The sequence below is a fragment of the Hymenobacter sp. BT491 genome, assembly GCF_014349165.1.
GTDB classification, from domain to species: Bacteria; Bacteroidota; Bacteroidia; order Cytophagales; family Hymenobacteraceae; genus Hymenobacter; species Hymenobacter jejuensis.
Window position 1 is genome coordinate 1,221,272 of sequence record NZ_JACSJJ010000002.1, and the last position, 22,892, is coordinate 1,244,163.

Annotated in this window: 20 protein-coding genes; 8 read left to right on the plus strand and 12 right to left on the minus strand. The window is 55.8% G+C overall.

What is annotated here, in order from left to right; genetic code table 11:
• Positions 1-77 precede the first annotated feature (77 nt).
• Complete coding sequence (locus H9I52_RS10930; protein WP_187454010.1) at positions 78-2,708, minus strand: valine--tRNA ligase; 2,631 nt, start codon at positions 2,706-2,708, stop codon at positions 78-80.
• 155 nt (positions 2,709-2,863) lie between these two features.
• On the minus strand, positions 2,864-3,217 hold the full coding sequence (locus H9I52_RS10935; protein WP_139517447.1) for a 4Fe-4S dicluster domain-containing protein: 354 nt from the start codon (positions 3,215-3,217) through the stop codon (positions 2,864-2,866).
• Positions 3,218-3,361: 144 nt separating this feature from the next.
• Between H9I52_RS10935 and H9I52_RS10940 the strand changes: the two genes are divergently transcribed.
• Together H9I52_RS10940 and H9I52_RS10945 are read left to right on the plus strand one after the other, a co-directional pair.
• Positions 3,362-4,375, plus strand: a complete 1,014-nt coding sequence (locus H9I52_RS10940) for an acyl-CoA reductase (protein ID WP_187453865.1) — start codon at positions 3,362-3,364, stop codon at positions 4,373-4,375.
• 100 nt (positions 4,376-4,475) lie between these two features.
• The gene (locus H9I52_RS10945) at positions 4,476-4,775 is read left to right on the plus strand and encodes a hypothetical protein (RefSeq protein ID WP_230471212.1); all 300 of its coding nucleotides are present in this window, start codon (positions 4,476-4,478) and stop codon (positions 4,773-4,775) included.
• A 97-nt stretch (positions 4,776-4,872) separates the two neighbouring features.
• Here H9I52_RS10945 and H9I52_RS10950 read toward each other — a convergent pair whose 3' ends face one another.
• The 9 genes from H9I52_RS10950 to xerD form a co-directional block, all read right to left on the minus strand.
• Positions 4,873-5,748, minus strand: a complete 876-nt coding sequence (locus H9I52_RS10950; RefSeq protein WP_187453866.1) for a nucleoside phosphorylase — start codon at positions 5,746-5,748, stop codon at positions 4,873-4,875.
• Positions 5,749-5,908: 160 nt separating this feature from the next.
• Positions 5,909-6,865, minus strand: a complete 957-nt coding sequence (locus H9I52_RS10955; protein WP_187453867.1) for a rhodanese-related sulfurtransferase — start codon at positions 6,863-6,865, stop codon at positions 5,909-5,911.
• 110 nt (positions 6,866-6,975) lie between these two features.
• The gene (locus H9I52_RS10960) at positions 6,976-7,608 is read right to left on the minus strand and encodes a NeuD/PglB/VioB family sugar acetyltransferase (RefSeq protein ID WP_139517451.1); all 633 of its coding nucleotides are present in this window, start codon (positions 7,606-7,608) and stop codon (positions 6,976-6,978) included.
• A gap of 51 nt (positions 7,609-7,659) precedes the next feature.
• Positions 7,660-8,982 (minus strand): hypothetical protein, encoded by a 1,323-nt coding sequence (locus tag H9I52_RS10965; RefSeq protein ID WP_187453868.1) that lies wholly within the window; start codon positions 8,980-8,982, stop codon positions 7,660-7,662.
• On the minus strand, positions 8,979-10,274 hold the full coding sequence (locus tag H9I52_RS10970) for a DUF2851 family protein (protein ID WP_187453869.1): 1,296 nt from the start codon (positions 10,272-10,274) through the stop codon (positions 8,979-8,981). Before H9I52_RS10970 ends, H9I52_RS10965 begins: the two co-directional genes overlap by 4 nt.
• A gap of 184 nt (positions 10,275-10,458) precedes the next feature.
• A complete protein-coding gene (locus tag H9I52_RS10975; protein WP_187453870.1) occupies positions 10,459-11,103 on the minus strand; it encodes a LolA family protein in 645 nt (214 codons plus the stop codon).
• Positions 11,104-11,222: 119 nt separating this feature from the next.
• Positions 11,223-14,144 carry an FtsK/SpoIIIE family DNA translocase gene (locus tag H9I52_RS10980; protein ID WP_187453871.1) on the minus strand — a complete coding sequence of 974 codons (2,922 nt, stop codon included), beginning with the start codon at positions 14,142-14,144 and terminating at the stop codon, positions 11,223-11,225.
• A complete protein-coding gene (locus H9I52_RS10985; protein WP_187453872.1) occupies positions 14,137-15,930 on the minus strand; it encodes a DUF6044 family protein in 1,794 nt (597 codons plus the stop codon). The genes H9I52_RS10980 and H9I52_RS10985 overlap by 8 nt, the downstream gene beginning before the upstream one ends.
• A gap of 110 nt (positions 15,931-16,040) precedes the next feature.
• Entirely contained in the window at positions 16,041-16,940 is a 900-nt protein-coding gene (gene xerD / locus H9I52_RS10990; RefSeq protein ID WP_187453873.1) for a site-specific tyrosine recombinase XerD, read from the minus strand.
• A gap of 146 nt (positions 16,941-17,086) precedes the next feature.
• Here xerD and aroQ point away from each other — a divergent pair, with 146 nt between their 5' ends.
• From aroQ to H9I52_RS11020, 6 genes are all read left to right on the plus strand, one after another.
• Positions 17,087-17,533 carry a type II 3-dehydroquinate dehydratase gene (aroQ, locus tag H9I52_RS10995; RefSeq protein WP_187453874.1) on the plus strand — a complete coding sequence of 149 codons (447 nt, stop codon included), beginning with the start codon at positions 17,087-17,089 and terminating at the stop codon, positions 17,531-17,533.
• A gap of 134 nt (positions 17,534-17,667) precedes the next feature.
• Entirely contained in the window at positions 17,668-18,732 is a 1,065-nt protein-coding gene (locus tag H9I52_RS11000; protein WP_187453875.1) for an aminotransferase class V-fold PLP-dependent enzyme, read from the plus strand.
• Between the two features lie 80 nt (positions 18,733-18,812).
• Positions 18,813-19,382, plus strand: a complete 570-nt coding sequence (locus H9I52_RS11005) for a MarC family protein (RefSeq protein WP_139517460.1) — start codon at positions 18,813-18,815, stop codon at positions 19,380-19,382.
• Between the two features lie 100 nt (positions 19,383-19,482).
• Positions 19,483-19,947, plus strand: coding sequence for a ribonuclease HI (rnhA, locus tag H9I52_RS11010; protein ID WP_139517461.1), 465 nt, complete (start codon positions 19,483-19,485; stop codon positions 19,945-19,947).
• Positions 19,948-19,950: 3 nt separating this feature from the next.
• The gene (locus H9I52_RS11015) at positions 19,951-20,667 is read left to right on the plus strand and encodes a hypothetical protein (RefSeq protein WP_187453876.1); all 717 of its coding nucleotides are present in this window, start codon (positions 19,951-19,953) and stop codon (positions 20,665-20,667) included.
• Positions 20,668-20,674: 7 nt separating this feature from the next.
• Complete coding sequence (locus tag H9I52_RS11020; protein ID WP_316248026.1) at positions 20,675-21,397, plus strand: tRNA1(Val) (adenine(37)-N6)-methyltransferase; 723 nt, start codon at positions 20,675-20,677, stop codon at positions 21,395-21,397.
• Between the two features lie 53 nt (positions 21,398-21,450).
• Here the strand turns inward: H9I52_RS11020 and H9I52_RS11025 are convergent, their stop codons facing one another.
• A complete protein-coding gene (locus tag H9I52_RS11025) occupies positions 21,451-22,800 on the minus strand; it encodes a saccharopine dehydrogenase C-terminal domain-containing protein (RefSeq protein WP_187453877.1) in 1,350 nt (449 codons plus the stop codon).
• Positions 22,801-22,892: the final 92 nt, after the last annotated feature.

Consider the following 22,892-nt stretch of genomic DNA (forward strand, 5'->3'; position numbering starts at 1 on the left):
AGCGGGGCTTTTCTCAGCTACGCAAAAAGCCCGGCGCCTTTCGGCACCGGGCTTTTTGATAACCTTCTCGGATGGGTTTACAGCGCCGCTAAGCTTTGCTCCAACGCGGCAATTTTAGCTTCGGCGTCGGCTTGCTTTTGGCGCTCGCGCTCGATAACGTCGGGCTTGGCGTTTTGCACAAACTTCTCATTGCTGAGCTTTTTCAGCACCGAATCGCGAAACCCTTGCGCATACTCGATTTCCTTTTGCAGGCGAGCCCGTTCGGCATCGAGGTCAATGTGGCCTTCCAGTGGGATGAAGAACTCACTGCCCCCTTGCACAAAGCTCACCGCGGCCGCTGGGCCAGCTTCCACAAAGCTTAGCTCGCTCACGTTCGCCAGCTTACGAATCACAGACTCGTAGGCCGTCAGTAATTCGGGCTCATCGGTTTTGGCAGCTAACGTCAGGGCTTTGCTGGGGCCGATGTTCTTCTGGTTGCGCACGTTGCGCACGCCGGCCACGATGTCCAGCACTTTTCCCATGCGGTCCAGAATGTCGGTGGCACCGGCTACCGGCTGCGCTTTTGGCCACGGCGCTACGCACACGTAGTCTTTGGGGCCACGCTCCGCCAACTCATGCCAGATCTCTTCGGTGATGAAAGGCATGAAGGGATGTAGCAGCTTCAACAGTGTTTCGAGGTAACCTGTAGTATACTTAAGCGTCTCGGCATCAATGGGTTGCTGATAAGCCGGTTTTACCATTTCCAGGTATACCGAGCAAAAGTCGTCCCACACCAGCTTGTACACCGTCATGAGCGCATCCGACATGCGGAACTTGGCGAAGTGTTCGTCGAGCTCCGTAAGTGTCGTTTGCAGCTTCGCACCGAACCACTCCACGGCCTTTTCACTCGCAAATGGCAGTTCTGAGTTCACTTCCAAGCCTTGCGTGAGGCGGAAGGCGTTCCAGAGCTTGTTGCTGAAGTTGCGGCCCTGCTCCACGAGCTTGATATCGAACAGCAAGTCGTTGCCGGCCGGTGAGGAGAACAGCATGCCCGTGCGTACACCGTCGGCGCCGTACTCGGCAATGAGGTCGAGCGGGTCGGGAGAGTTGCCGAGCTGTTTGCTCATTTTTCGCCCCTGCGTATCGCGCACAATACCAGTCAGATACACATTACGAAACGGCACCTCACGACGGTATTCCAAGCCAGCCATGATCATGCGAGCCACCCAGAAAAACAAGATTTCGGGGGCCGTTACGAGGTCATCGGTCGGGTAAAAATAGTTGATGTCGGGGTTGTCGGGGTCTTTGAAGCCGTCGAACACCGAAATCGGCCACAGCCACGACGAAAACCACGTATCCAGCACGTCCTCGTCTTGGCGAAGATCGGCGCGGGTGAGCTGCTCGTTACCAGCCTTTTCCTTGGCTAGCTTAAGTGCTTCGCCTTCGTTCAGCGCCACGACGAACGAGCCGTCGGGCAGGTACCACGCCGGGATGCGCTGGCCCCACCACAGCTGCCGCGAAATGCACCAGTCACGGATGTTTTCCATCCACACCCGGTACATGTTCTTGAACTTAGGCGGGTGCAGTTTAATTTCGTCTGTTTCAACAACTTCTAGCGCCTTCTTGGCCATCTCGTCCATCTTGCAGAACCACTGCAACGACAGGCGGGGCTCGATCACGGCGCCGGTACGCTCGGAGGTTTGCAGCACGCTGGCGTAGTCCTCAATCTTGTCGAGCAAGCCCGCTTGCTGCAAGTCCTTCGCAATCTGTTTGCGCGCGGCAAAGCGATCCTGCCCGACGTAGAGTACAGCCTTTTCGTTCAGCGTACCGTCGTCGTTCAGAATGTCGATTACAGGCAGATTGTGCTTCACGCCCAACTCGTAGTCGTTCAGGTCGTGCGCGGGCGTTACCTTCAGACCGCCCGTACCGAAATCCATGGCTACGTACTCGTCGGTGATCACGGGGATCTCACGACCGAGCAGCGGGATGCGCACTTTTTGGCCGTGTAAGTGCTTGTAGCGCTCGTCGTTGGGGTTTACGGCTACGGCCACGTCGGCCATGATCGTTTCCGGACGCGAAGTGGCTACGGTAATAAACTGCCCGTCCTGCCCCACTACTTCGTAGCGCAGGTAATACATCTTGGCCGTGGTTTCCTTGGCGACTACCTCTTCATCGGAAATAGCAGTACGCCCTTGCGGGTCCCAGTTTACCATGCGTACACCCCTGTAGATCTGGCCTTTACGGTACAAATCCACGAAAACGCGCAGTACTGCCTCGGTCATTTCGGGCTCCATTGTGAAGCGCGTGCGGTCCCAGTCACAGGAGGCACCGAGCTTCTTGAGCTGCTCCAGAATAATGCCGCCGTACTTTTCCTTCCATTCCCAGGCATGTTCCAAGAACTGCTCACGGGTGAGGTCGCGCTTTTCGATGCCTTTTTCCTTCAGCAAGGCTACTACTTTGGCTTCGGTGGCAATGGAGGCGTGGTCGGTGCCGGGCACCCAGCAGGCTTCTTTGCCCTGCATGCGGGCACGGCGCACCAGTACGTCCTGGATGGTATTGTTGAGCATGTGGCCCATGTGCAGCACGCCCGTCACGTTGGGCGGCGGAATGACCACAGAATAAGCAGGTTTGCGCGGGTTGGGCTTGGCTTTGAAGAAGCCCTGCTCCTGCCAGCGTTGGTACCATTTGGCCTCTACGTCGGCGGGAGTGTAGGTTTTGGCGATGGACATCGACAGAGAAAATCGGTTCGGAATAAGAACAAAAGTAGGCATTTCAGGCGGTTAGCCCGAAATGCCGGGTGGCAGCAAGCGCACCTGACAAGGCCCGCCTACAAAAAAACCCGCTCCTAGAAGCGGGTTTCCATAACTAATTGATCATCAAATAGTTATACAGCTTCCGCATGGAGCCATTCTTTTTTCTTCATGAGCTCGTCCTGCGACTCACGGTAATCCGGGTCATCGACGCAGCAATCCACGGGGCAGACGGCGGCGCATTGGGGCTCTTCGTGGAAACCCACGCATTCGGTGCATTTGTCCGATACGATGTAGTAATACTCGTCCGAAACCGGGGTTTGGGGAGCCGTGCCCGATACCACTTCACCGCCATCGACTTCCACCTCCTTTAGGGCTGTGCCATCGGCCCAGCGCCACTGCGCGCCACCCTCGTAAATTGCGTTGTTAGGACATTCCGGTTCGCAGGCACCACAGTTGATGCACTCGTCGGTTATCATGATGGCCATTGCCGTTCCTCCTTATTTGTATTGTAAACTTCTTTTTCTCTGAACTTTAGGTCACTTGTGCCCGAAGACAACCGGCAACACTAGGCAAAAGTAGAAACTAACCTGTACTCTTGCGAGTTTTTTGCTGTCTACGACAACTTCCTTATGACATATTCCGAACGTGTTGCCGCTTTTGTGGCGTTGGGCCAGCGCCTCCGTCAGCTTTCCAGCGACGAAATTGCTGTGCTTAGCGCTCAGGCCCGCAACGCCAACGCTTGGTTCGACCAACCAAACGTTACTGCAGCTTTAAACGGCATTGCTCACCTTTTGGATGAGGAGCCCCTGCGCCATTGGTCGGGGCGCTACCCTACCGAGCCCACCACGCCCCGTACAGTGGGCGTCGTGATGGCCGGCAACATTCCGCTGGTAGGCTTCCACGATCTGCTCTGCGTGCTGATCAGCGGGCATACGCTGCTGGCCAAGCCCAGCAAAGACGACCGCCTGCTCATGCGCTGGGTGGCCGACGAATTAATCAAAATAGAACCGCGCTTTGCCGAGCGCCTGCAATTTGAGGAGCGCCTCAACGCTGCCGACGCCTACATCGCCACGGGCTCCGACAATACGGCTCGCTACTTCGAGTATTATTTCGCCAAAAAGCCCCATATCATCCGGCGCAACCGTACCAGCATCGCCGTGCTCACGGGCCACGAAACGCCCCACGACCTGGGCCTGTTGGGGGCCGATATCTTCCGATATTATGGGCTGGGTTGCCGCAACGTTTCCAAAATGTATGTGCCTGTCGGATACCAGTTTACCGACTTGTTGGATTCTCTGGAGCCGTGGCATTCGGTGCTCGACCATCACAAATACAACAACAACTACGACTACAACAAAAGCATCCTGTTGGTTAACCGGGTGCCGCATTTCGACTCTGGGTTTCTGTTGCTGACCGAAAGCCCGCAGCTCGTTTCTCCGATTTCGGTGGTGCATTATGCCGCGTACAAAAACGAAGTCAACTTAGTCGATCAGCTCACCGACATTGCCGAACAGACGCAGTGCATCGTGTCGTCGGGCGGGCTCTATCCGGGCAGTTTCCCGTTTGGACGGGCCCAAACTCCGGCCGTCAGCGATTACGCCGATGGCATTGACACCATGGCCTTCCTGGCAGAATTGGCGTAAAACAGACCGATTGCCCAGCTTCTCACGCGTTCTTCATGGGGCGAAGATATTTTCCAGAAATAATTGTTGTACTGCTGAACGTCTTCAGCCAATCTCTATCATGGAACCTGATCTGCAAACTGTAGAAACCATTGAGAAAGAAGCGATTCCGAATCTGCACTTTCCCGCATACGATGTTCTGGCCAAACCCGAAGCCCGTATCCAGCGCCGCCACGACGCCGAGCGCGCTGCTACGCTTGGCAATGCCTACCACGGCAAACTAGATATATACTTCCAAACTGCCGATGGCGCCACCAAGCGCGTGTACACCAGCGTATGGGCCGCGCACGAGGAATACCTTACCCTCAAGTCAGGCATTACGCTCCCGCTTCGAGCCGTAACCCGCTTCGACTTCTACTAGGCTAAGCATTTAATAATCAATCCCGTTCAAACAAAAAGACTCGTTGGCCTTGCACATGCTGCAAGGCCAACGAGTCTTTTTGTTTGAACGGGATTGATTAAGCTCTGTCCAAAGCCTTCATGATTAAGCTATTAATTGCTTCCTCGGCATTCGTGGCGAACTCCCCAGTGGCGCGGTTGGCTACGATGGCATTGAGCGACACTACTTCGTGCCCCAGCATGCGGCCAAGAGCATAGTAACCAGCAGTTTCCATCTCGAAATTGGTCAGCCGAAACTCACCTTCAGCGCTCTGGTAGCGGAAATTCTGGAACTGACTGATCAGATCGGACTGGCGCAGGTCGAGGCGCAGCACGCGGCCTTGCGGACCGTAAAAACCGGGGCAAGTAAGTGTGTTGCCAACCAGCATGCCGGCGCCCAACTGCTCACGTAGCAAATCGGAGCCGCGGACGCAGTACGGCCGGTAATCGAGCTTCAGGGCTTGCTGCACGCCGGCCCCGACTTCCACTTCCAGCCCCGTTTCCACGAGCGGATAGAACTGCATCAGCGAATCCAGGCCCACGGCGTGCTCGGTCACTAGGTGCGAACCCAACGGAATATCAGCCTGCAACGCGCCGCTGGTACCCACCCGAATAATGCGCAGCGTGATACGTTCTTCCAGGGGCCGGGCCTCGCGGGTCACGAAGTCGATATTGACCAAAGCATCCAGCTCATTGAGCAGAATATCAATGTTATCGGTGCCCATGCCGGTCGAAATCACTGTGAGGCGCTTGCCTTTGTAGTAGCCGACGTGGGTGACAAATTCGCGCTTATGAATCTGCGTTTCGATGGAGTCGAAGTGCTGGCTGACGAGTGGCACACGCTCCGGGTCGCCCACCGTGATGATGGTATCGGAAATATGGTCGGGCAGGAGGTTAAGGTGGTAAATACTGCCGTCGCGGTTGAGTATCAGCTCCGATTCGGGGATGGCGGCCATGGGCGTAAAAAGTAAGGGTGAAGGGGTAAAAATCAGGAATTAGACCGGGCTTCCCAAGGGCGGTGCTAATTCTGTACGCAAACAAAAACGCGGGCTTCGACCAAGCCGTTGGGTTTTGCTCCCTAAACGGCTAATCGAAGCCCGCGTTACTTCCTGATTCTTAGCCCGCTACCGGCGGCCGATACGAAAGCAGCCCCTGTACAGGATTATAGTTGTTGCTGGACTTGGGATAAGCGCCGGTGCCGTCGTAAGGGCGCTTTTCGGGGTGTTCCCGACACGTAACCGAGCAGGCGCCGTCGAGTTGCTGTCCGCACGTTTCACACATCGCGACGTGCGCGTTGCAATGCGGATTGGCACAGTTTACCATGCGGTCAGAAGGCGTGCCGCAGTGGTAGCACTGCGAAATCACCGTCGGATTGATGCGGTTTACGTCCACGGTTACGCGGTTGTCGAACACGTAGCATTTGCCATCAAAATCTTCCCCACCGGTTTCGAGGCCGTATTTGATGATGCCGCCGTGCAGTTGGTAAACGTTCTCAAAACCCTGCTCCAACAGGTAAGCGCTGGCTTTTTCGCACTTCACCCCGCCCGTGCAGTACGTCACGATCTTCTTGTCCTTGAACTCACGTAGGCGCTCGACGCGCTCCGGGAAATCGCGGAAGTTCTCAATGTCGAGCGTAACGGCATTTTTGAAGCGGCCCACGTTGTATTCGTAGTCTGAGCGCACATCGACGAGCACTACATCGTCGCGGTCTTTGAGCTCTTTAAACTCCTGCGGCGATACGTGCTGCCCGGTTTTTTCGTGGGGCTTCACGTGGTGCAGGCTGCTGTGCACGATCTCGGGCTTTACGCGCACGTGCAGCTTCTGGAACGTGTGCTCTGGGGCCTCATCTATTTTAAACTCTAACGCTGCAAACCGCGGATCGGCTTTTACCACGCGCATATATTCCTCGCAGTCAGCCATTAAGCCCGACACTGTGCCGTTCAGGCCTTCGTGCGCCACAATGATGCGCCCCCGCAGGTTCAGGGCCAGACACAAGCGGTGATGCTCTTCCCGAAACGCCTCCACATCGTCGATGGGCGAATAGCAGTAGTACAGTAAAACGCGGTAGTCCATTTTAATAGAAATAAGAGTTGAGAGGCACGAGGCAATTTAGCTTTACTACATCTACTTGGTTATCAAATAGATACAAACTTAAATCACTCCATATCTCTCCAAACCAAGGTCTAAATTTTTGCGGCAGGATTACCAAAAACAGTCTGGTTGGCAGGCACATCCGCTACCACTACCGAACCGGCACCTACGCGGGCTTTGGCTCCAATCTTGACGCCGGCTACCACCACAGCCCCCGGCCCGATGAAGGCGCCTTCGCCTACCAGCACGTCGGCATTGATAATAGCGCCGGCGCCAACTTGCACATAATCAGAAAGTTCTGCTTTTACATCCACTACGGCATTGGGCCCGATCAGGCAGCCGTCGCCGAGTTTGGCATTGCTGGCGACTATGGCTCCGGCACTAATCAGGTTGCCGTGACCCAGCCATGCGTGCTCAGACACGCTGCCGCGAGCATGAATGGAATTGACGGGAGCAACTTGGTATTCCTCGCGCAGCATGTTGGTGAGGCTGCGGCGGCTAGCCGAATCTTCGGTCGCAACGAATACTTCGCATTTTTTGCCGAGCAGCTTCAGCAGCTGTTTATCCTCGGTATTGCCCATCACGGGCACGTTGTTGAGTTCGGTATTCTGGAGCTTGGCGTCGTCGTCGAGCAGGCAGTATACGACTACATCGTTGCTGGTGAACGCGTCTAAAGCAGTGATACCCAGCGATTGGGCACCCAGAATGATTACGGGATTTTCCATAGAAAACTAAAGAGCAGCCAGAAAGTGGCCGTGCGGATCGAAACAACAAAGTTACACCCCCAGACGACGGGCGCCAAGCGAGGGTTCCTTTATGTCGTGCGAGGTGCTTGGCAGCAAGCGACGGAGCCAGCGGGCTACGTACTCATTTTGCAGTAATAACAGCACCAAGTACGGCAGCATCGCCACCCGGTAGCGGTTGAGCGTGCCCAGGTTGGGCGTGCTTAAGCCCAACAACACTGCCAGCACGAAGCTGTAAAAGACCAATGCCAGCACCAGGGCAAAGGGCAATACGCCGGCCCGTTGGCGCGGCAATGCACCCAAAGCTATCGCTACCAAGGCCAGCAAAAACAGGTTTTCCAGTCCGGCCCATACATACACACCCCGCATTTCTTCCCAAGGCAACGGCCGTGCTAAGGTACTAAAAACCGCTTTCGGCGCGTTCCAGGCAATGCTCTGCCAGGTCGGGGCCAGATCATCGTACTCGATGTGCGGGCGATAGTGCGAAACGGCCAACAGGTCGGAGTAATTACGAATCAGTTGGCTGGTAAACTTATTGAATCGGAAAACGGGGCTGATTTCGCTGGCCGTCCAAGTGCCCAGCAACATCAGCCCGGCAAAAAGCACAAGTTGCAAGCCGCGAGCCGGCCCGAGGCCCATGCGCTGTACTATTCGGTTGAGCGTCACTCCTACCAAAGCGCCGAGCAGTACCACCGCGAAGAAAAACCGCATCTTGAAATGCAGCACGATCAGCACCAGCAGGCCCACAACGGTAAGTACCTGCGGCCGCTTGCCGGCGTACAACCACCCCAACACGATCGCGGTGAGCCACGCGCCACTCCCCACCAGCAGACTTTCCTTGGTGATTCCTGAAGTCCAGTAAACCGTAGTTGGCCAGACCAAAAAGCTGATCGCGCCCGCCAATGCTGCCACGCTGGAAAATGCTTGTTGCAGCACTCGCACCAATTTCCAAAAGCCTATAAAGCTGAACAGCGACAAGTATACGCCATTGAGCAGGGCGTTCCCCAACGAGGCCAGATTCAGCAACGACAAGATTTTGATGAAGAAAAACGTATTGGAAAAGCCGTGAAACACTAAGCTAGAGCCGCGGTAGCGGAATGTTTCGCTCACGGCCGTATGCAGCCAAGCTTTCGGTGCAGCCCTGAGCTGCTGCGTGAGCAGACTAGCCCACTCCAAAAAGTATTGCGCATCCCCGCTCAAAAACCACCGCACCGATAACCAACAGGCCACTAGTTTGAGAGCCAACAGCGGCAGAACCAGTTTACCAAGGCCAACCACGTGCATCTGGCGCCGAAGCCAAATGCTCAACGCCAGTAAAATACTCAGGTTCAGCGCAATGGCTACAAGTATGTTCACCGCACTACTACGTTACGTTGCAGGATTCGGCTCCCGATGGCGCACTGCAAGCAACGCCTGGGCGCGCAATATCCTCGTTGCAAAGCTAGCAACCCCTGCGAGTCGGCGGCGGTACGATGCTCGAACCCCAATGCATCGTAGACGTCGGTTAGGTGGTTGTGCTCGGCCGGCAATTGTTCCAGCAACGCCAACGCCTGCTCGACCAGCTCGCTTTGTCCTGTGTAGCGGGCGTACGCAACGCGCAGTGGCACAACCACATTGGTAATCAGCAAGTGCGCGCTGCTACGGCCAAGGGCCGGAACTTTGCCGGCTTTCCCAGGCCGGTAGTGATGGCGCCAATATTCCGAAACTGGTGCCATAAAAAACTGCTCTAACGCCAGCGTATCCGTAGCGGTCAGCAAGGCATCGAAAAGCGCTGGGCGCGCATGCAATACGGCGGCCAATTGAGCAATCCGGACAGGCGGGAAATTAGCAGGCCGCAGCCGCAGGAAATTCCAGTCGTGGGGCTTAAGGGCCGTGGCCGACAGGTTGTACTTATGACTCAAGAAGCTGTACTCGCTGCGCAATGCAGCTAAATATATATCTTCTTCATTATCAACAACTTCCATCAAAAAACCGGCTTGCCCGAAGAGTAATGCCTCCAATTGGGGCAAGCTGTGCCGATGGCGTCGTAGTATATTGATGGGCAAGGCTTTGGCTAATCTAGCCAAAGGCTCGCTGTTCTTCTTGAACCCAAAGGCCGCGGCCAACGCATGATAAGTCGTTGCTTCCCAATCGCCGTCCAGGTTTTCCTGCATCCGGCTAAGGGCTTCTCCCTTCTCCTCCACTCGCTCGAGTAGTGTACGGGCGGCCATCATAGTGCGGGTGAGTGTGGACACTTGTTCCAGCAAAGGCGCACAAGGCAACGGAGTAGCGCTTTCCAGCAACTCATTGTAGGTCTGCAACATATGCGGGGCAATACGCGCACCAACGGCCAGCGTGGGCACCAAAGTGCCATTGGTTCGCCGCACGGGTTGATCGGCGGTATGCACCACGTGCAGCACCACTTGGTCGTATTTGAGGTCATGCTGATGCTGGTGGCGTTGCCAGTCCGAAGCCCGCAAGTGAATTTCGACGGCCCCGTTCCACTCGACTTCGCCAATCTGCAACCGGGCATTCAAAAAGTCAGGTCCGGCGTCAGAATTGCGGTAGCCGGGCCGCAATACGGTGATGGCTTCTCCTTCCTCTGTATTCAGATTAAGCTTATCAAAATATTGATACTGCCAGATATAATGCAGAAAATCCTCTTTCATAATGGATAAAACACTTAAAAATATCCTATTCGACGTGCTTCGGTCCGAAAATTAGGGAATCGCTTTTGCAACCCAATGGCACCGCCCACGAATAGCGCCTTGACGAGTTCAGCAACCCTCAATAACAAACCGGCCCGCCTCCAGAGGAAGCGGGCCGGTCAGAAAGGCAGATATTTCTTACCTATTAACGTAAGTCAATGACTTTCACGCCTTTATACTTTGATTTATCGAAAGTAAAAGTTGCTGCCGTAACGGGCGGGTTCGGCACGAATTTCTTGATGGTGAACGTGTAGCGGTTGCCGTTCTTTTTGAACATTTTCCAGCTCTTCACCGATTTGTCAGCTTTGCTAACCGACAGACGGACTTTGAACACAGCATTGTTGCGGTCTTCCGGCGACAGTTCGATCACATCGCACAATTCGCCGCCTTCTTTGGCTTCCTGCACATACGTGTACTTATAGCCCTTCTTGTAAAGCGTATAGATCTGTGAGGGCGAAACTTCCTCTTCGTCAGGCTCATAATCCGAGATATTAACCTCGTTTTCAGCCTTCATATACGTCCAGAGCGTCGTGCCATTGTTGATGATTTCCTGGCCTTTCATCTTCAGCCGAAACTTCTGGCCGCTCACGGTGATGTCGCCGGTAAGGTTCTCCTTCACCTTCGCAGCGTCGTTTTCCAAAGTCTGGGTAAAAGATGCATTAAAAGCCTTGAGTGCCTGATACTTAGCGCTCATCTGGTCGAGAATTTTACCGGCTTTGGGGTCCTGCTGCGCCGGAGCGGAGTGCGCCAGTGTTACCGAAAACGCAAGCAGGGCGAGAAATTTTTTCATTTTGAAAAAGGTGGTGGAATGGAGCGTAGAGTACTGAGACGTGAGAAGAGTAACAAGGTTTCAACGAGCTTCATTCCAGTCGGAAACTAGACTTTTCTCCGATGTTTTGGTACTCAAGCTTAACTTTTGGGCAGGCTATTCAATAATTGCTCCAAACTGTACTCGTCCGGAATCAAAACCTCGCGTGCCTTGCTGCCTTCAAATGGCCCTACGATGCCGGCGTGTTCGAGCTGGTCGATTAGGCGACCAGCGCGGTTGTAGCCAAGTTTCAGGCGGCGCTGCAACAGCGAGGTGCTGCCCTGCTGGTGCGTAACGATCACGCGGGCCGCCTCCTCAAACATCGAGTCGCGGTCGGCGGCGTCGAAGTCTTCACTGCTGCTGTTGCCGCCGTCTTCGCCGGCTACTTCAGGTAGTGCGTAGGCTTCGGGATACCCTTGCTGCCCTCCCACAAAATCGCAGAGGCGATCGACTTCGGGCGTGTCGATGAAGGCACATTGCACGCGAATCAGATCGGAACCGGCCGAGAACAGCATGTCACCCTGCCCGACTAGCTGGTCGGCACCGCCGGTGTCCAGGATCGTCCGCGAGTCGATCTTCGACGTCACTTTAAAGGAAATCCGACACGGGAAGTTAGCTTTAATGATACCCGTAATTACGTTTACCGAGGGCCGCTGCGTAGCCACAATCAAGTGAATGCCGATGGCACGAGCCAGCTGCGCCAATCGCGCGATGGGCGTTTCCACTTCTTTGCCCGCAGTCATCATCAAGTCGGCTAACTCGTCGATTACCAACACGATAAACGGCATGAAGCGGTGGCCTTTCTTTGGGTTGAGGCGGCGCTCGACAAACTTGCGGTTGTACTCTTTTAGGTTGCGGCAGCCAGCGTCCTTGAGCAGGTCGTAGCGCCGATCCATTTCCATGCAGAGCGAGTTGAGCGTATTTACCACCTTTTTGGTATCGGTGATGATAGCTTCTTCGGTATCAGGCAGTTTGGCCAGAAAATGGCGCTCAATCTTATTGAAGATGCTGAGTTCTACCTTCTTCGGGTCAACGAGCACAAACTTCAGCTGCGAAGGATGGCGCTTGTACAGCAACGAGGCCAAGATCACGTTGAGGCCCACCGACTTACCCTGGCCCGTAGCCCCGGCCATCAGCAAGTGCGGCATTTTAGCCAAGTCGGCTACGAACACCTCGTTGGTGATGGTGCGCCCAAACGCGATGGGCAGGTCCATTTCGGTGTTCACGAACTTATCCGTGTTGAACACCGAACGAATGCTCACCATCTCTTTTTTAGTGTTCGGCACCTCAATGCCAATGGTTCCCTTACCCGGAATCGGCGCGATGATGCGAATACCTAACGCGGCCAAGCTCAGCGCTATATCGTCTTCCAGGCTCTTGATTTTGGAAATGCGAACGCCTGCATCCGGCACAATCTCATACAGCGTAACCGTAGGGCCGATAGTAGCCTTGATGCTGGCGATGTTGATGCCGTAGTGGCCCAACGTTTCCACGATGCGGTCTTTGTTGGCCTCCAGCTCTTCCTTGCTGACTTGCGCCTTGGCGGCCCCGTAGTCATTAAGCAATTCCAACGTAGGATACTGATAGCGAGGCAGATCCAGCGTAGGGTCGTAGTTGACCGTGGGCATCGCTTCGCTATCGTCGTCTTCGGCAATAGCAGCCATGTCGGCGCCGGCCGAAGGGTCGAGTTCGTCGGTGGTCGTTTCGATTTCCAGGGCAGGCGTGGGCACTTCACGCAGGACGGAGGCAACCGGCGCTGGTGCATTGGAATCGGCTAGATCCGCCAAGGAAAGCGGTGTTGGGATCCGCGAAGCAACCGGTGCAACAGGCTCAGGATCAGCTGCGGGGGCTTCGATTGAAAAGCTCGGACCAGTGCTGGCCACTGCTCCTGCCGCTGCCATGGTTGCAGCAGCGCTCAGAGGTGCGCTCGCAGCCGACGCGACCGTAAGCGGCACGCTGGCCGATGCAGCTATATTATTGGCTACCTGATTGTTAGCAACACTGCCGTTATTCGTAACGGGTAGCTGATCAGATGGCTCATCTTCGCTCAAGCTGGGTTTGCTGACAACAGGCTGAGAACGAGAGGGTTGGGCAACTGGGCCTACCCGACGCACGGTCATGCCCATCGCGTCATCCTCCTCTTCCTGATCGAGCGAGACGGTGGGGTTGGCATTGTGGTTTACGCCCAAGCCAGCGTGTTCATACAGATCTTTCTCGTTTGAAGTAGGCGCAGGAGCCAGATCGTCGTCCTCGTCGGCGCTGCGGCGCAGGTTTAAGGTTGTAACGTTGAAGAAGAAAACCACGAATGAAATCAACAGGAAGGCAAGCAAAAGCACTGTGCCCCAGCCAATTAGACTATCGAGCCACAGCGCTGCTTCGTAGCCTACGCCCCCACTGAGGAAGTCGAGGTTGTGCGCCAGAATTGGGTCAGCATCGGGCGCTTCCAACGTGAGCACCAGATAGCCCATCAGCACACTCAACCACACCATCACAAAAAGGCACAGCGCCAGCACGTAGCTGATGGACACGTCGGCGCGGCGGAATACAATCTTGTACCCCAGGAAGAACACCACAGGAATGACTGCGAAAGCAGCCACTCCGAAACCCTTGTAAATCAGGGCTTGCGCGAGCATAGCGCCAATCAGCCCCAGCCAGTTGCCCGATTCCTGGCCGGCTTCTTTCACCGGCGTGCTGCTTACGCTTTCCACCACGCTTTGGTCGGCGTGCCCGGTGAACAGGAACGACACGAACGCGATGGTGAGGTAAATAGAAGCTAGCAGGAAGAAGAACCCGAGGAAAAGCTGAAAACGCCGATCGCGCAAGAAAGAAAACGCCCCGCGCAGGGAAGGCAGTTTCAGAGGGCGGCGCGGAGCTTTCGGAGCCTTTGTCGTTTTGGGTTCGGCCCGGCGAGGCTCGCGGGGAGCTTCGGCAGCCGGCTTCGGCTGATTTCGTACCGGCCGCGGCTCGTTGTTGCGGCTCGGAGTCGGAGAATCAGGTTGTTTGTAGGTATTATTCTTAGCCATTCTTGCACACCAAAAGGCCAAATTTAGAGATTTCTGGCAGTTTCTGCCCTACCGCAGCCCCCGGCTTGGGACTCGACGAAGGCACTACTTCGTAAAGATACACGCGCCAGTACGCCGTCCTAGCCGAAAACACGCCCCGCAGCTGCAATCCGCTGCGAGCCGGGGCTTGCAGCTGCACCGCCGACAGCACATACCGCCCGCCTAAGCGCTGAAAAGCTGCGGCGTCGAAGGCCCAGTCCTGCACTTGCCGATGCTGGCGGGCGCTTACCCGAAAATTTCTTCCCAATTCAGCTGAAAAAAGATAACAACGGTTGCCCCAGTCGTCGAAGTATGTGCGTAGCGCGGCATTTTTAGCCAATTCGCCCGCGATCAGGGGCCGAAATTCGTGCTTGTAGGCCAGCGGGTAGTTGTTTTGGTAGCTGTCGAGAGTATAGAAACCGTTGAGCTGGGCCACACTGGGCGGAAACCCTAAACACGCCACCCGATACAACGCCGGCGGACCAGCATTCTCAATCGTATAGCGTTGAATATCAGCAAATAACGAAGGCGCAACATACGCCTGATAATTTGGCTCGTCGGGCAGCGGCCGGCCGGCCAGTTCGCGCAGGTTGTTTAGCCATTCGGTATTCATTCCCAGCCCGATCAGCAATTGCAGCGCGATAAAAGCTGCCTGTAACTTCCGGCTCGTCAGCCAGCGCAGGCTGAGCACCAACACCACAAACCACAACAAAGGCGTCAGGAAGTGGAAGCGGCTGAGGTTGAAGGTGCGCAACGGCGGAATGACTCGTTGCAAAGAATCGGTGATTTGCTGCGCAAAACCGCAGAACAGTGCCACGACAGCCAGCGCTACCAGCAGCGGCAGCACCTGTTGTAACAAAGCCCGGCGCTTGGCAGCGGGCGTCAGCAAGAAAGCGGCGCCTACGGCAAGTACTGCCGCGCCGCGGAAAAAACGGCTGGCGTGATAATGACCCGTTACGAAATACAGAAAAGCACTTTTGAGCTGTGCCGCGAGCGTTTGCGGACCGAGTTTACCCAAATCAAATTCTACGCGGTGCGGCACGAACTGCTTGGCAATCAGCAAGGAATACAGCAGCGGATATTCAACTACCAAATAAGAGATGGTCAGGAGGGCCATGCCCAGCAGCACGCGCTTGCTGATGCCTCTCCCCTGCTGCCAATCCCAGAGCAGCAGCCCGGCCAGCGCTACGAGCACAAACGGCCCCACGAACACAAAAAACGACCACAACGGAAACCCTGCGATCAAGGCCCAATCGGTCCAGCGGCTGCGGCCTTGGCGCAGGTTGAGGAATGCCAGCAACAACCAAGGCTGCCCCAGCACCGACATGCCGTACATCGAGTACACGGGCAGCACGGCCCACGCCAACGCCAACCCCGCCGCTAACGCCTTATCATTGTCCCGCTTAAGAAAGTGAGCGCGCAGCAGCGCATACATCCCCAGCAACGCCAGCACTCGCACCAGTGCCTGGTGCACTAAGTAAGCCGGGAGCGGCTCCAGCAGCGCAAATACTGCCACCGTCACACTCAGGCCCGAGCGCATGGCGTTGCGCGGCAGGCCGTTCATAACGGGCGGCACCACAGCCGTCGGGCGGTAGTCGAGGGCGACGTGGTAGCGCGTGAGCAGGTACGGAATGCTGATCTCGGTATCGAGATTGTCGTCGATGGTAACGTAGCTGCGCTCCCGCAGAATAGCGAAAGGCAGCAAAAACAGCAGCAGCCCCAGCAAGGCCAGATGCAGTGGTTTGGAAGGCAAAGAAAAAGGAGACATACGGCAGAAGTTGGCGCAAAAGTAACGCCCTGCACCGCCGCGCCGGACCATAGCTTTGCTCATAAACACAAGTAATTGATAATCAATTACTTGTGTTTATTCTTTAAAATTTAGCTCCGCGGATGAAATTCTGTGATGACCTGCCGCAGGTAATCGCGGTCGAGGTGGGTATAAATTTCGGTGGTGGTGATGCTTTCGTGGCCCAGCATCTCCTGCACGGCCCGCAGGTCGGCGCCGCCTTCGATGAGGTGCGTGGCGAAGCTATGGCGAAACGTGTGCGGACTGATGGTTTTGCGAACGCCGGCTTTGCTGGCTAAGTCCTTGATAATGTTGAAGATCATCACCCGCGATAGCTTAGAGCCGCGCTTGTTGAGAAACACCACATCTTCGTGCCCGGGCTGAATGTCGAGGTGGGCGCGAATGCCGCTGAGGTAAAAGCCCAGATGCTTGAGCGCGTCGCGGCCGATGGGCACGAGGCGCTCCTTATTGCCTTTGCCCGTCACGCGCACAAAGCCTTGGTCGGCGTAGAGGTTGGAGAGGCGCAGCTCCGTCAGTTCCGACACGCGCAGGCCCGACGAGTACAACACTTCCAAGATGGCACGGTTGCGGGTGCCTTCCGGCGTACTCAGGTCTACCGAATCCAGGAGTTGCACAATCTCTTCGTACGCCAACGTGTCGGGCAGCTTGCGGCCTACTTTGGGCGCTTCCAGCGTGTCGGTGGGGTCGATTGTGAGTAAGTCTTCCATGATCAGGAAGTCGTAGAAAGCCTTGATGCCCGACAGCGTGCGGGCCTGCGACGTGGCGCTCATGCCGAGTTCGCCCAGCCACGACAAAAAATCGCGCAGAATGCGCGTAGTCACCTGCTCCGGATTGGCGGCCAGCTTCGAGAGTTCCAAGTATTGGCGCAGCTTGCCGATGTCGCGCACATAGGCTTCGACGCTGTTGGGCGAAAGGGATTTTTCGAGTTGGAGGTACCCTTCAAATTGTCGGATGCTGACGGACCAGTTCACATATCGGGGCTAAGGGCGGGCGGAAGAAGCCGCAAGTTTAACGACTGAAATTTTGAGCGGCCGTACGAAGCAGTAGTTTTCCGTGTTATTTCAGTGCGGCGAATCTTGCCGGCCTCCACGCTCCTACGTTTTTTTAAGCCCTGCATATGCACATCCTTATCATCAACGGCCCCAACCTCAACTTGCTCGGCCGCCGCGAGCCCGGCATTTACGGCACGCGCTCCTTCGAAGACTACCTGCCCGAGCTGCGGGAGGCCTTCCCGAATCTGGAGTTGGAATATTTTCAGTCGAATCACGAGGGCGAACTCATCGACAAGCTGCACGAAGTCGGTTTTAAGCACCACGGCATCGTGCTCAACGCGGGTGCTTACACGCACACCAGCATCGCTCTCGCCGACGCCATTGCCGCCATCAATTCACCGGTGGTAGAAGTGCACCTGAGCAACCTGGCCGCCCGCGAGCAATTTCGGCAGACGAGTCTCATCGGCAAGCACTGCATTGGCAGCATAAGCGGCTTCAAACTAGAAAGTTACAAACTAGCCTTGCATTACTTTGAAGGCACGCGGCCCAAACGGGTGGGCTTTAAAGTGTAAAGGCGCGTTGCGCATGCCCGTTGTTATTAGAGCAATGGATACGTTCGCTTATTCATGGTTCGTTCAACGGCGGGCGCGTGCAACGCGCTCCTACACCATTACCTTTGCCTTCTCAACCCGACTCTTCTTTCCTTATGTATACATTCAATCCTGGTCCGGCGGCCGTTTATCCGGAAGTGCGCAACTACCTCACCGCGGCTTACGACGAAGGCTGGCTGTCGGCGCCGCACCGTGGCGAGCGCTTCACCGGGCTCATGCGCCAAACCATTGAAGAGCTGAAGAAAAAGCTCAATATCCCCCAAGATTACACGGTATTTTTCCTCAGTTCGGCCACCGAATGCTGGGAAGTGCTGGCCCAAAGCCTGACGCCTACCAAAAGCTTTCACCTCTACAGCGGCGCTTTCGGCGAGAAGTGGTACGAGTATGCCAAAGCGCTTCGGCCGGCGTGCACGGGCTACCCATTTGGCATCGACGAAGTACCCGACGTGGCGGCCTTGCCCCTACCCGACGACGAAGTAGACATGGTGTGCATCACCCAAAACGAAACGTCCAACGCCACCCAGCTCCGCGACGGCTTCATCCTGAACCTCTACAACCGCTTGGGCGGCGCGCTACTAGCCGTGGACGCCACTTCCTCGCTGGGCGGCGTTCAACTCAAATACATTAAGGCTGATGTATGGTTTGCGTCGGTGCAGAAATGCTTCGGGCTGCCGGCGGGCTTGGGCTTGATGGTGCTCTCGCCAAGAGCTGTGGCGCGGTTTCGCCAAATCAACGAGCGCTCGCATTACAACAGCCTCACGGCCCAGTACGAGAAGATGCTCAACTACCAAACCACGCACACCCCCAACGTGCTGGGAATCTATCTGTTGTACCGCGTGCTACAAGACCGGCAGCCGATCAAAACCGTGCACCAGCACCTGCTTGACCGCGCGACTAAGCTCTACGATTACTTCGACCAAGCCACGCAGCTTAAGCCACTGGTGCAAAACCCCGAAACGCGCTCGACTACCGTTATCGGCCTGCAAGGCCCACCCCAGCTCATCGACGACGTAAAACGCCGGGCCTTGCAACTGGGGTTGCAGCTCGGCAATGGCTACGGCAACTGGAAGCCTACTTCGCTGCGCATCGCCAACTTCCCGGCCATCCCCGACGCAGCTTTCGAGCAACTGGTGCAATTCTTCGCCAAAGAATACGCTTAAAAAAGAATCAATCCAGGTCGTTATATAAATAATTGACAATCAATTATTTATATAACGACCTTACACCGCAAATTTCTCCCGTGTTTTCACTCAAGGAAATATTCTCCGTTACGCTCACGCTGTTTGCGGTGATTGATATTCTGGGCTCCATCCCGATTATCATCCAGATTCGGCAGCGCGAGGGCCGGATTCACTCCGAGAAAGCCACGCTGGTGGCCGGGGTGTTGATGGTGGTATTTCTGTTTTTGGGGCAAAGCATCCTGTCGTTGTTTGGCGTTGACTATCAGTCTTTTGCCTTGGCCGGCGCTATCATCATTTTCCTGATCGGCATGGAGATGATTTTGGGCATCGAGCTGTTTAAAACCGATTCGATGGCGGCCAGCGGCTCCATTGTACCCTTGGCATTTCCCCTCATCGTGGGGGCTGGCACCATGACGACGCTGCTGTCGCTGCGGGCCGCTTACTCGCTGCCTAACGTGCTGGTAGGCATAGGCTTAAACCTAGTGTTTGTATACGTCGTGCTAAAAAGCAGCGCCTGGATTGAGCGTAAGTTGGGCAAAGCTGGCGAGGACATTTTGCGGCGCGTGTTCGGCGTGATCTTGCTCGCCATTGCCATCAAGCTCTTCAAAACCAACTTCTTCGTCTCGTAAAAAGCCGCGGTTATCCAGAACCTCAGCGTAGGACGAAAACAAGTGTGGCAGATACTAGTATCTGCCCGCGGCATGACAGCTCATTAAATTACAATTCATTTTGATTCAGCTCTTTACCGACGGCTCTTCGCGTGGAAACCCCGGCCCTGGAGGTTACGGAACCATCCTGCGTTTTGGCCGCCATGAGAAAGAAATTACGCAAGGCTTCCGTCTGACTACCAACAACCGCATGGAACTGCTGGCCGTGATTGTGGGCCTAGAAGCAGTCACTAAACCCGAAATTCCGATTACCGTAGTCACTGACTCGCGCTACGTGGTGGACGCGGTGGAGAAAAAATGGGTGTTTGGGTGGGCCAACAAACCCGATTTTGGCAAGAAAGCCAATGAAGATCTGTGGCGTCGTTTCCTGAAAATTTACCGGCAGCGCACGGTGCGCTTTCACTGGGTGCGCGGCCACAATGGCCACCCCGAAAATGAGCGCTGCGACCAACTGGCCGTGTGGAGCGCCGAAAATGGCCCGTTGCTAATTGACGCTGGCTACGAACAGGAACTTCAAAAGAAGTAACCCATGAAAAGCCGCTACACTTTGTTGATCAGCATTACAAGCTTGATAAGCGCCTGTCAGCAGCAACCCGAGCGCAGCTCACCTGGCACCGCCAAAAGTGTACCGCTTGAGCAGGCCAGCTCGTGCGCCTGCCCCGCCGACGTGCCCGTCTCGGAACAGAAGCCCGATACGCTTTTTGCATTCAGCAACGGCCAGGTGGCTTCGGTGTGCGGCTCACAGGAGACCATAGAAAACCGCGTTCTGTATTCGGAGTTTGCCGTATCGTCGTGCCAGTCCAGCAAAGTGCTGCATTACTGGGACTTGCGCGAACAATGCCAGCTTGTGTTCCAGAACGATACGCTGAGCGTCAATACCCTGAAGTACTTGCCAGTGGGCAAAAACTTCAAATACGAGTTCGTACCGTTTAAAATTTACCGCTTCTTTCCGAAGCAAGATCAGGTGGGCCAAACGGCATTTTTGAACCACAACCTGCGCTCTTATTCGACTGAAGAGCAGGCACAGGTATTGCGGGCGTTTGAAAAGATGACCGGCAAAAAAGAGGGGCAAAAAATTGACATGGCTAATCAGCTGTTCGTCGCGGCCTTGTCGGGCAATTTGCAGGCGCTGAGCTATTTCCGCAAGCTGAAAGCAGACTTCCCGATCGGCGAAGAAACCTCCAAGGAATACTTCGCGCTCGAGCGGCTGCTCCGGGATTGGCAGCAGGATGCAGTAGCAAAATAAATTTTCCGTGCCCAATCCCTATTTCAAGTTCAAACACTTCACCGTGCACCAAGACAGTTGCGCGATGAAAGTGTGCACCGATGCGTGTGTGCTGGGCGCTACCGCGGACGTTGAAACGGCTGCGCATATCCTCGACATTGGTACCGGCACCGGCCTGTTGGCTCTGATGGCCGCGCAACGAGCGCCCACAGCGTACATTGAAGCCGTAGAAGTGGACGCAGACGCTGCTGCGCAGGCCACCGAAAACTTTCAAGCCAGCCCTTGGGCATCGCGGCTGCAACTACAAGCGGTAAGCTTGCAAGAATACGCAGCCCGAAACCCCGCCCTTTTCGATCATATTCTCTGCAACCCACCCTTCTTTCGCAACTCCCTGCGCTCGCCCGATGCGGCCCGCACTGCGGCGCGCCATACCGCGCCCGATACCTTGCCCTTTTCGGAGATCGCGGCGTTCGCAGCACAACACTTAGTAGCGCACGGACAACTGACGGTGTTATTACCGCCGCCCGAAATGCAGCATTTTGAACGCGAAGCGGCAGCAGCAGGCCTGTACGCGGCACACCGCCTTACCTTGCACCACCGCGCCAGCAGCCGCGCCCTGCGTCATATTACCTCCTTCGAGCGGCAGCCGCAGCCATTAGAGCAGCAAGCCCTGGCTATTCACACCGAAGCAAGCGAAGCTTATTCGCCAGCCTTTCGGACGTTGCTGCAAGACTTTTATTTGGCTTTTTAGCCTCCTAACGATATCGAAAGCAGAGTATCTATAACTACTTGATTATAAATATTTTACAGGACATATTCTTCTTCCTCGAAAGCGATATCGTAATCCGCTGCTAATTCGACCAGAATGGGTTGGTACAGATCAGCGTGCGTCGGGATCACCACGCCTCGCTGCCCGATATTGCCCCGCGTGAGTTGCCGCACCGCCATCCCGACCGGCAAACCTACCGTCTTGGCCATGGCTGTGTGCGTAGCATCATCGCCCAACACAACCAAAGAAGACGTACGGCGCATCGACCTGCCATTTACCTGATAATCAAACAAATGCTGCATGACCACCATATCGCGGTCGCCGCTCTGCAATTGCCATTTCTCCGTGAGTAGGCGTTCGAGCAACTGCGCGGGGGTGGCATCGGATAAGTGAACGGGTTGCTCGCTGAAAACGCCCAACCACATAAGGCGCTGCATTTCCGCACCTTCGGGCTCGAGGCCGAGGTAGGCGGCTAGCCGAGTGGCCACGTCGGCGTTAGGGGTGGCGCTGGCCGGCAAATACGATTCTATCAGTTCCTGCCACGTCAGAGCGGCGCTGTTGCCTAGGCGCACGGTGTCGTCGGTCAGGCCGAGGCGCACCAACGCGTGCCAGGCGGCGCAGTAACCCGGGCGGCGCAGCGTGCCGCGCAGAATCGTGGGAATTTCTTCGAGCCCGTACGGCGCACGGTAGCTCAGCGAATCGCGGTTGGCGTAGCCTTCAAATTGTCCGTATCCGGGCACATCTAACAACTCGGTACGGCGAAATAGCTGCTGATACGGGATGAATCGCGCATGTCCTTGCTCCAGGTATTTGGCAGTGCTTTGACCGGCTAGCACCACGTTACGCGGGTTCCAGGTGAACTTGTAGCGCCACGGGTTGTCGCCTTCGGAGTCCGGGGCCATCAGGCCGCCGCAATACGATTTGAATCCTGTCAGGCTCCCGCCCTGCGCTCGGATATCGGCCAAGGCCGCCATGGCCGACATATGGTCGAGGCCGGGATCGAGACCACATTCCATCAGAAGGATGATGCCGGCGGCTTGTGCTTCTTCGTGCAGACTCCGGATTTCCTCCGAGACATAGCTCGCCGTGACCAAGTGCCGCCGAAACTGAACGCAGGCCCGTGCCACCGGCGCGTGAAACAGAGCCGGCAACATCGAAATGACCACGTCGGCCTGCTGCACAAGTTCCGACAGCTGCGCTTCGTGCTCTATCGCAAAGGTCACGGCGCGGGCGTACTCGGTATGCGCCGCCAGCACCGGGGCCAGATGCGCCGGGTTGACATCGCCAACGGTGATCTGCCACTTTTCCAGCGGCGCGTACCGCAGCAAATAGTGCAACAAAGACGACGACGAGCGGCCAGCGCCCAGCAACAGAATGTTTGTCATGGTAGAAGCAGCGGTAAGCAACAATTGGGTGGTAAACAGGCTATGCGGACAAGCACTACGGGTTGGTAAGGGGTGGCAAAAACGGCAATTGT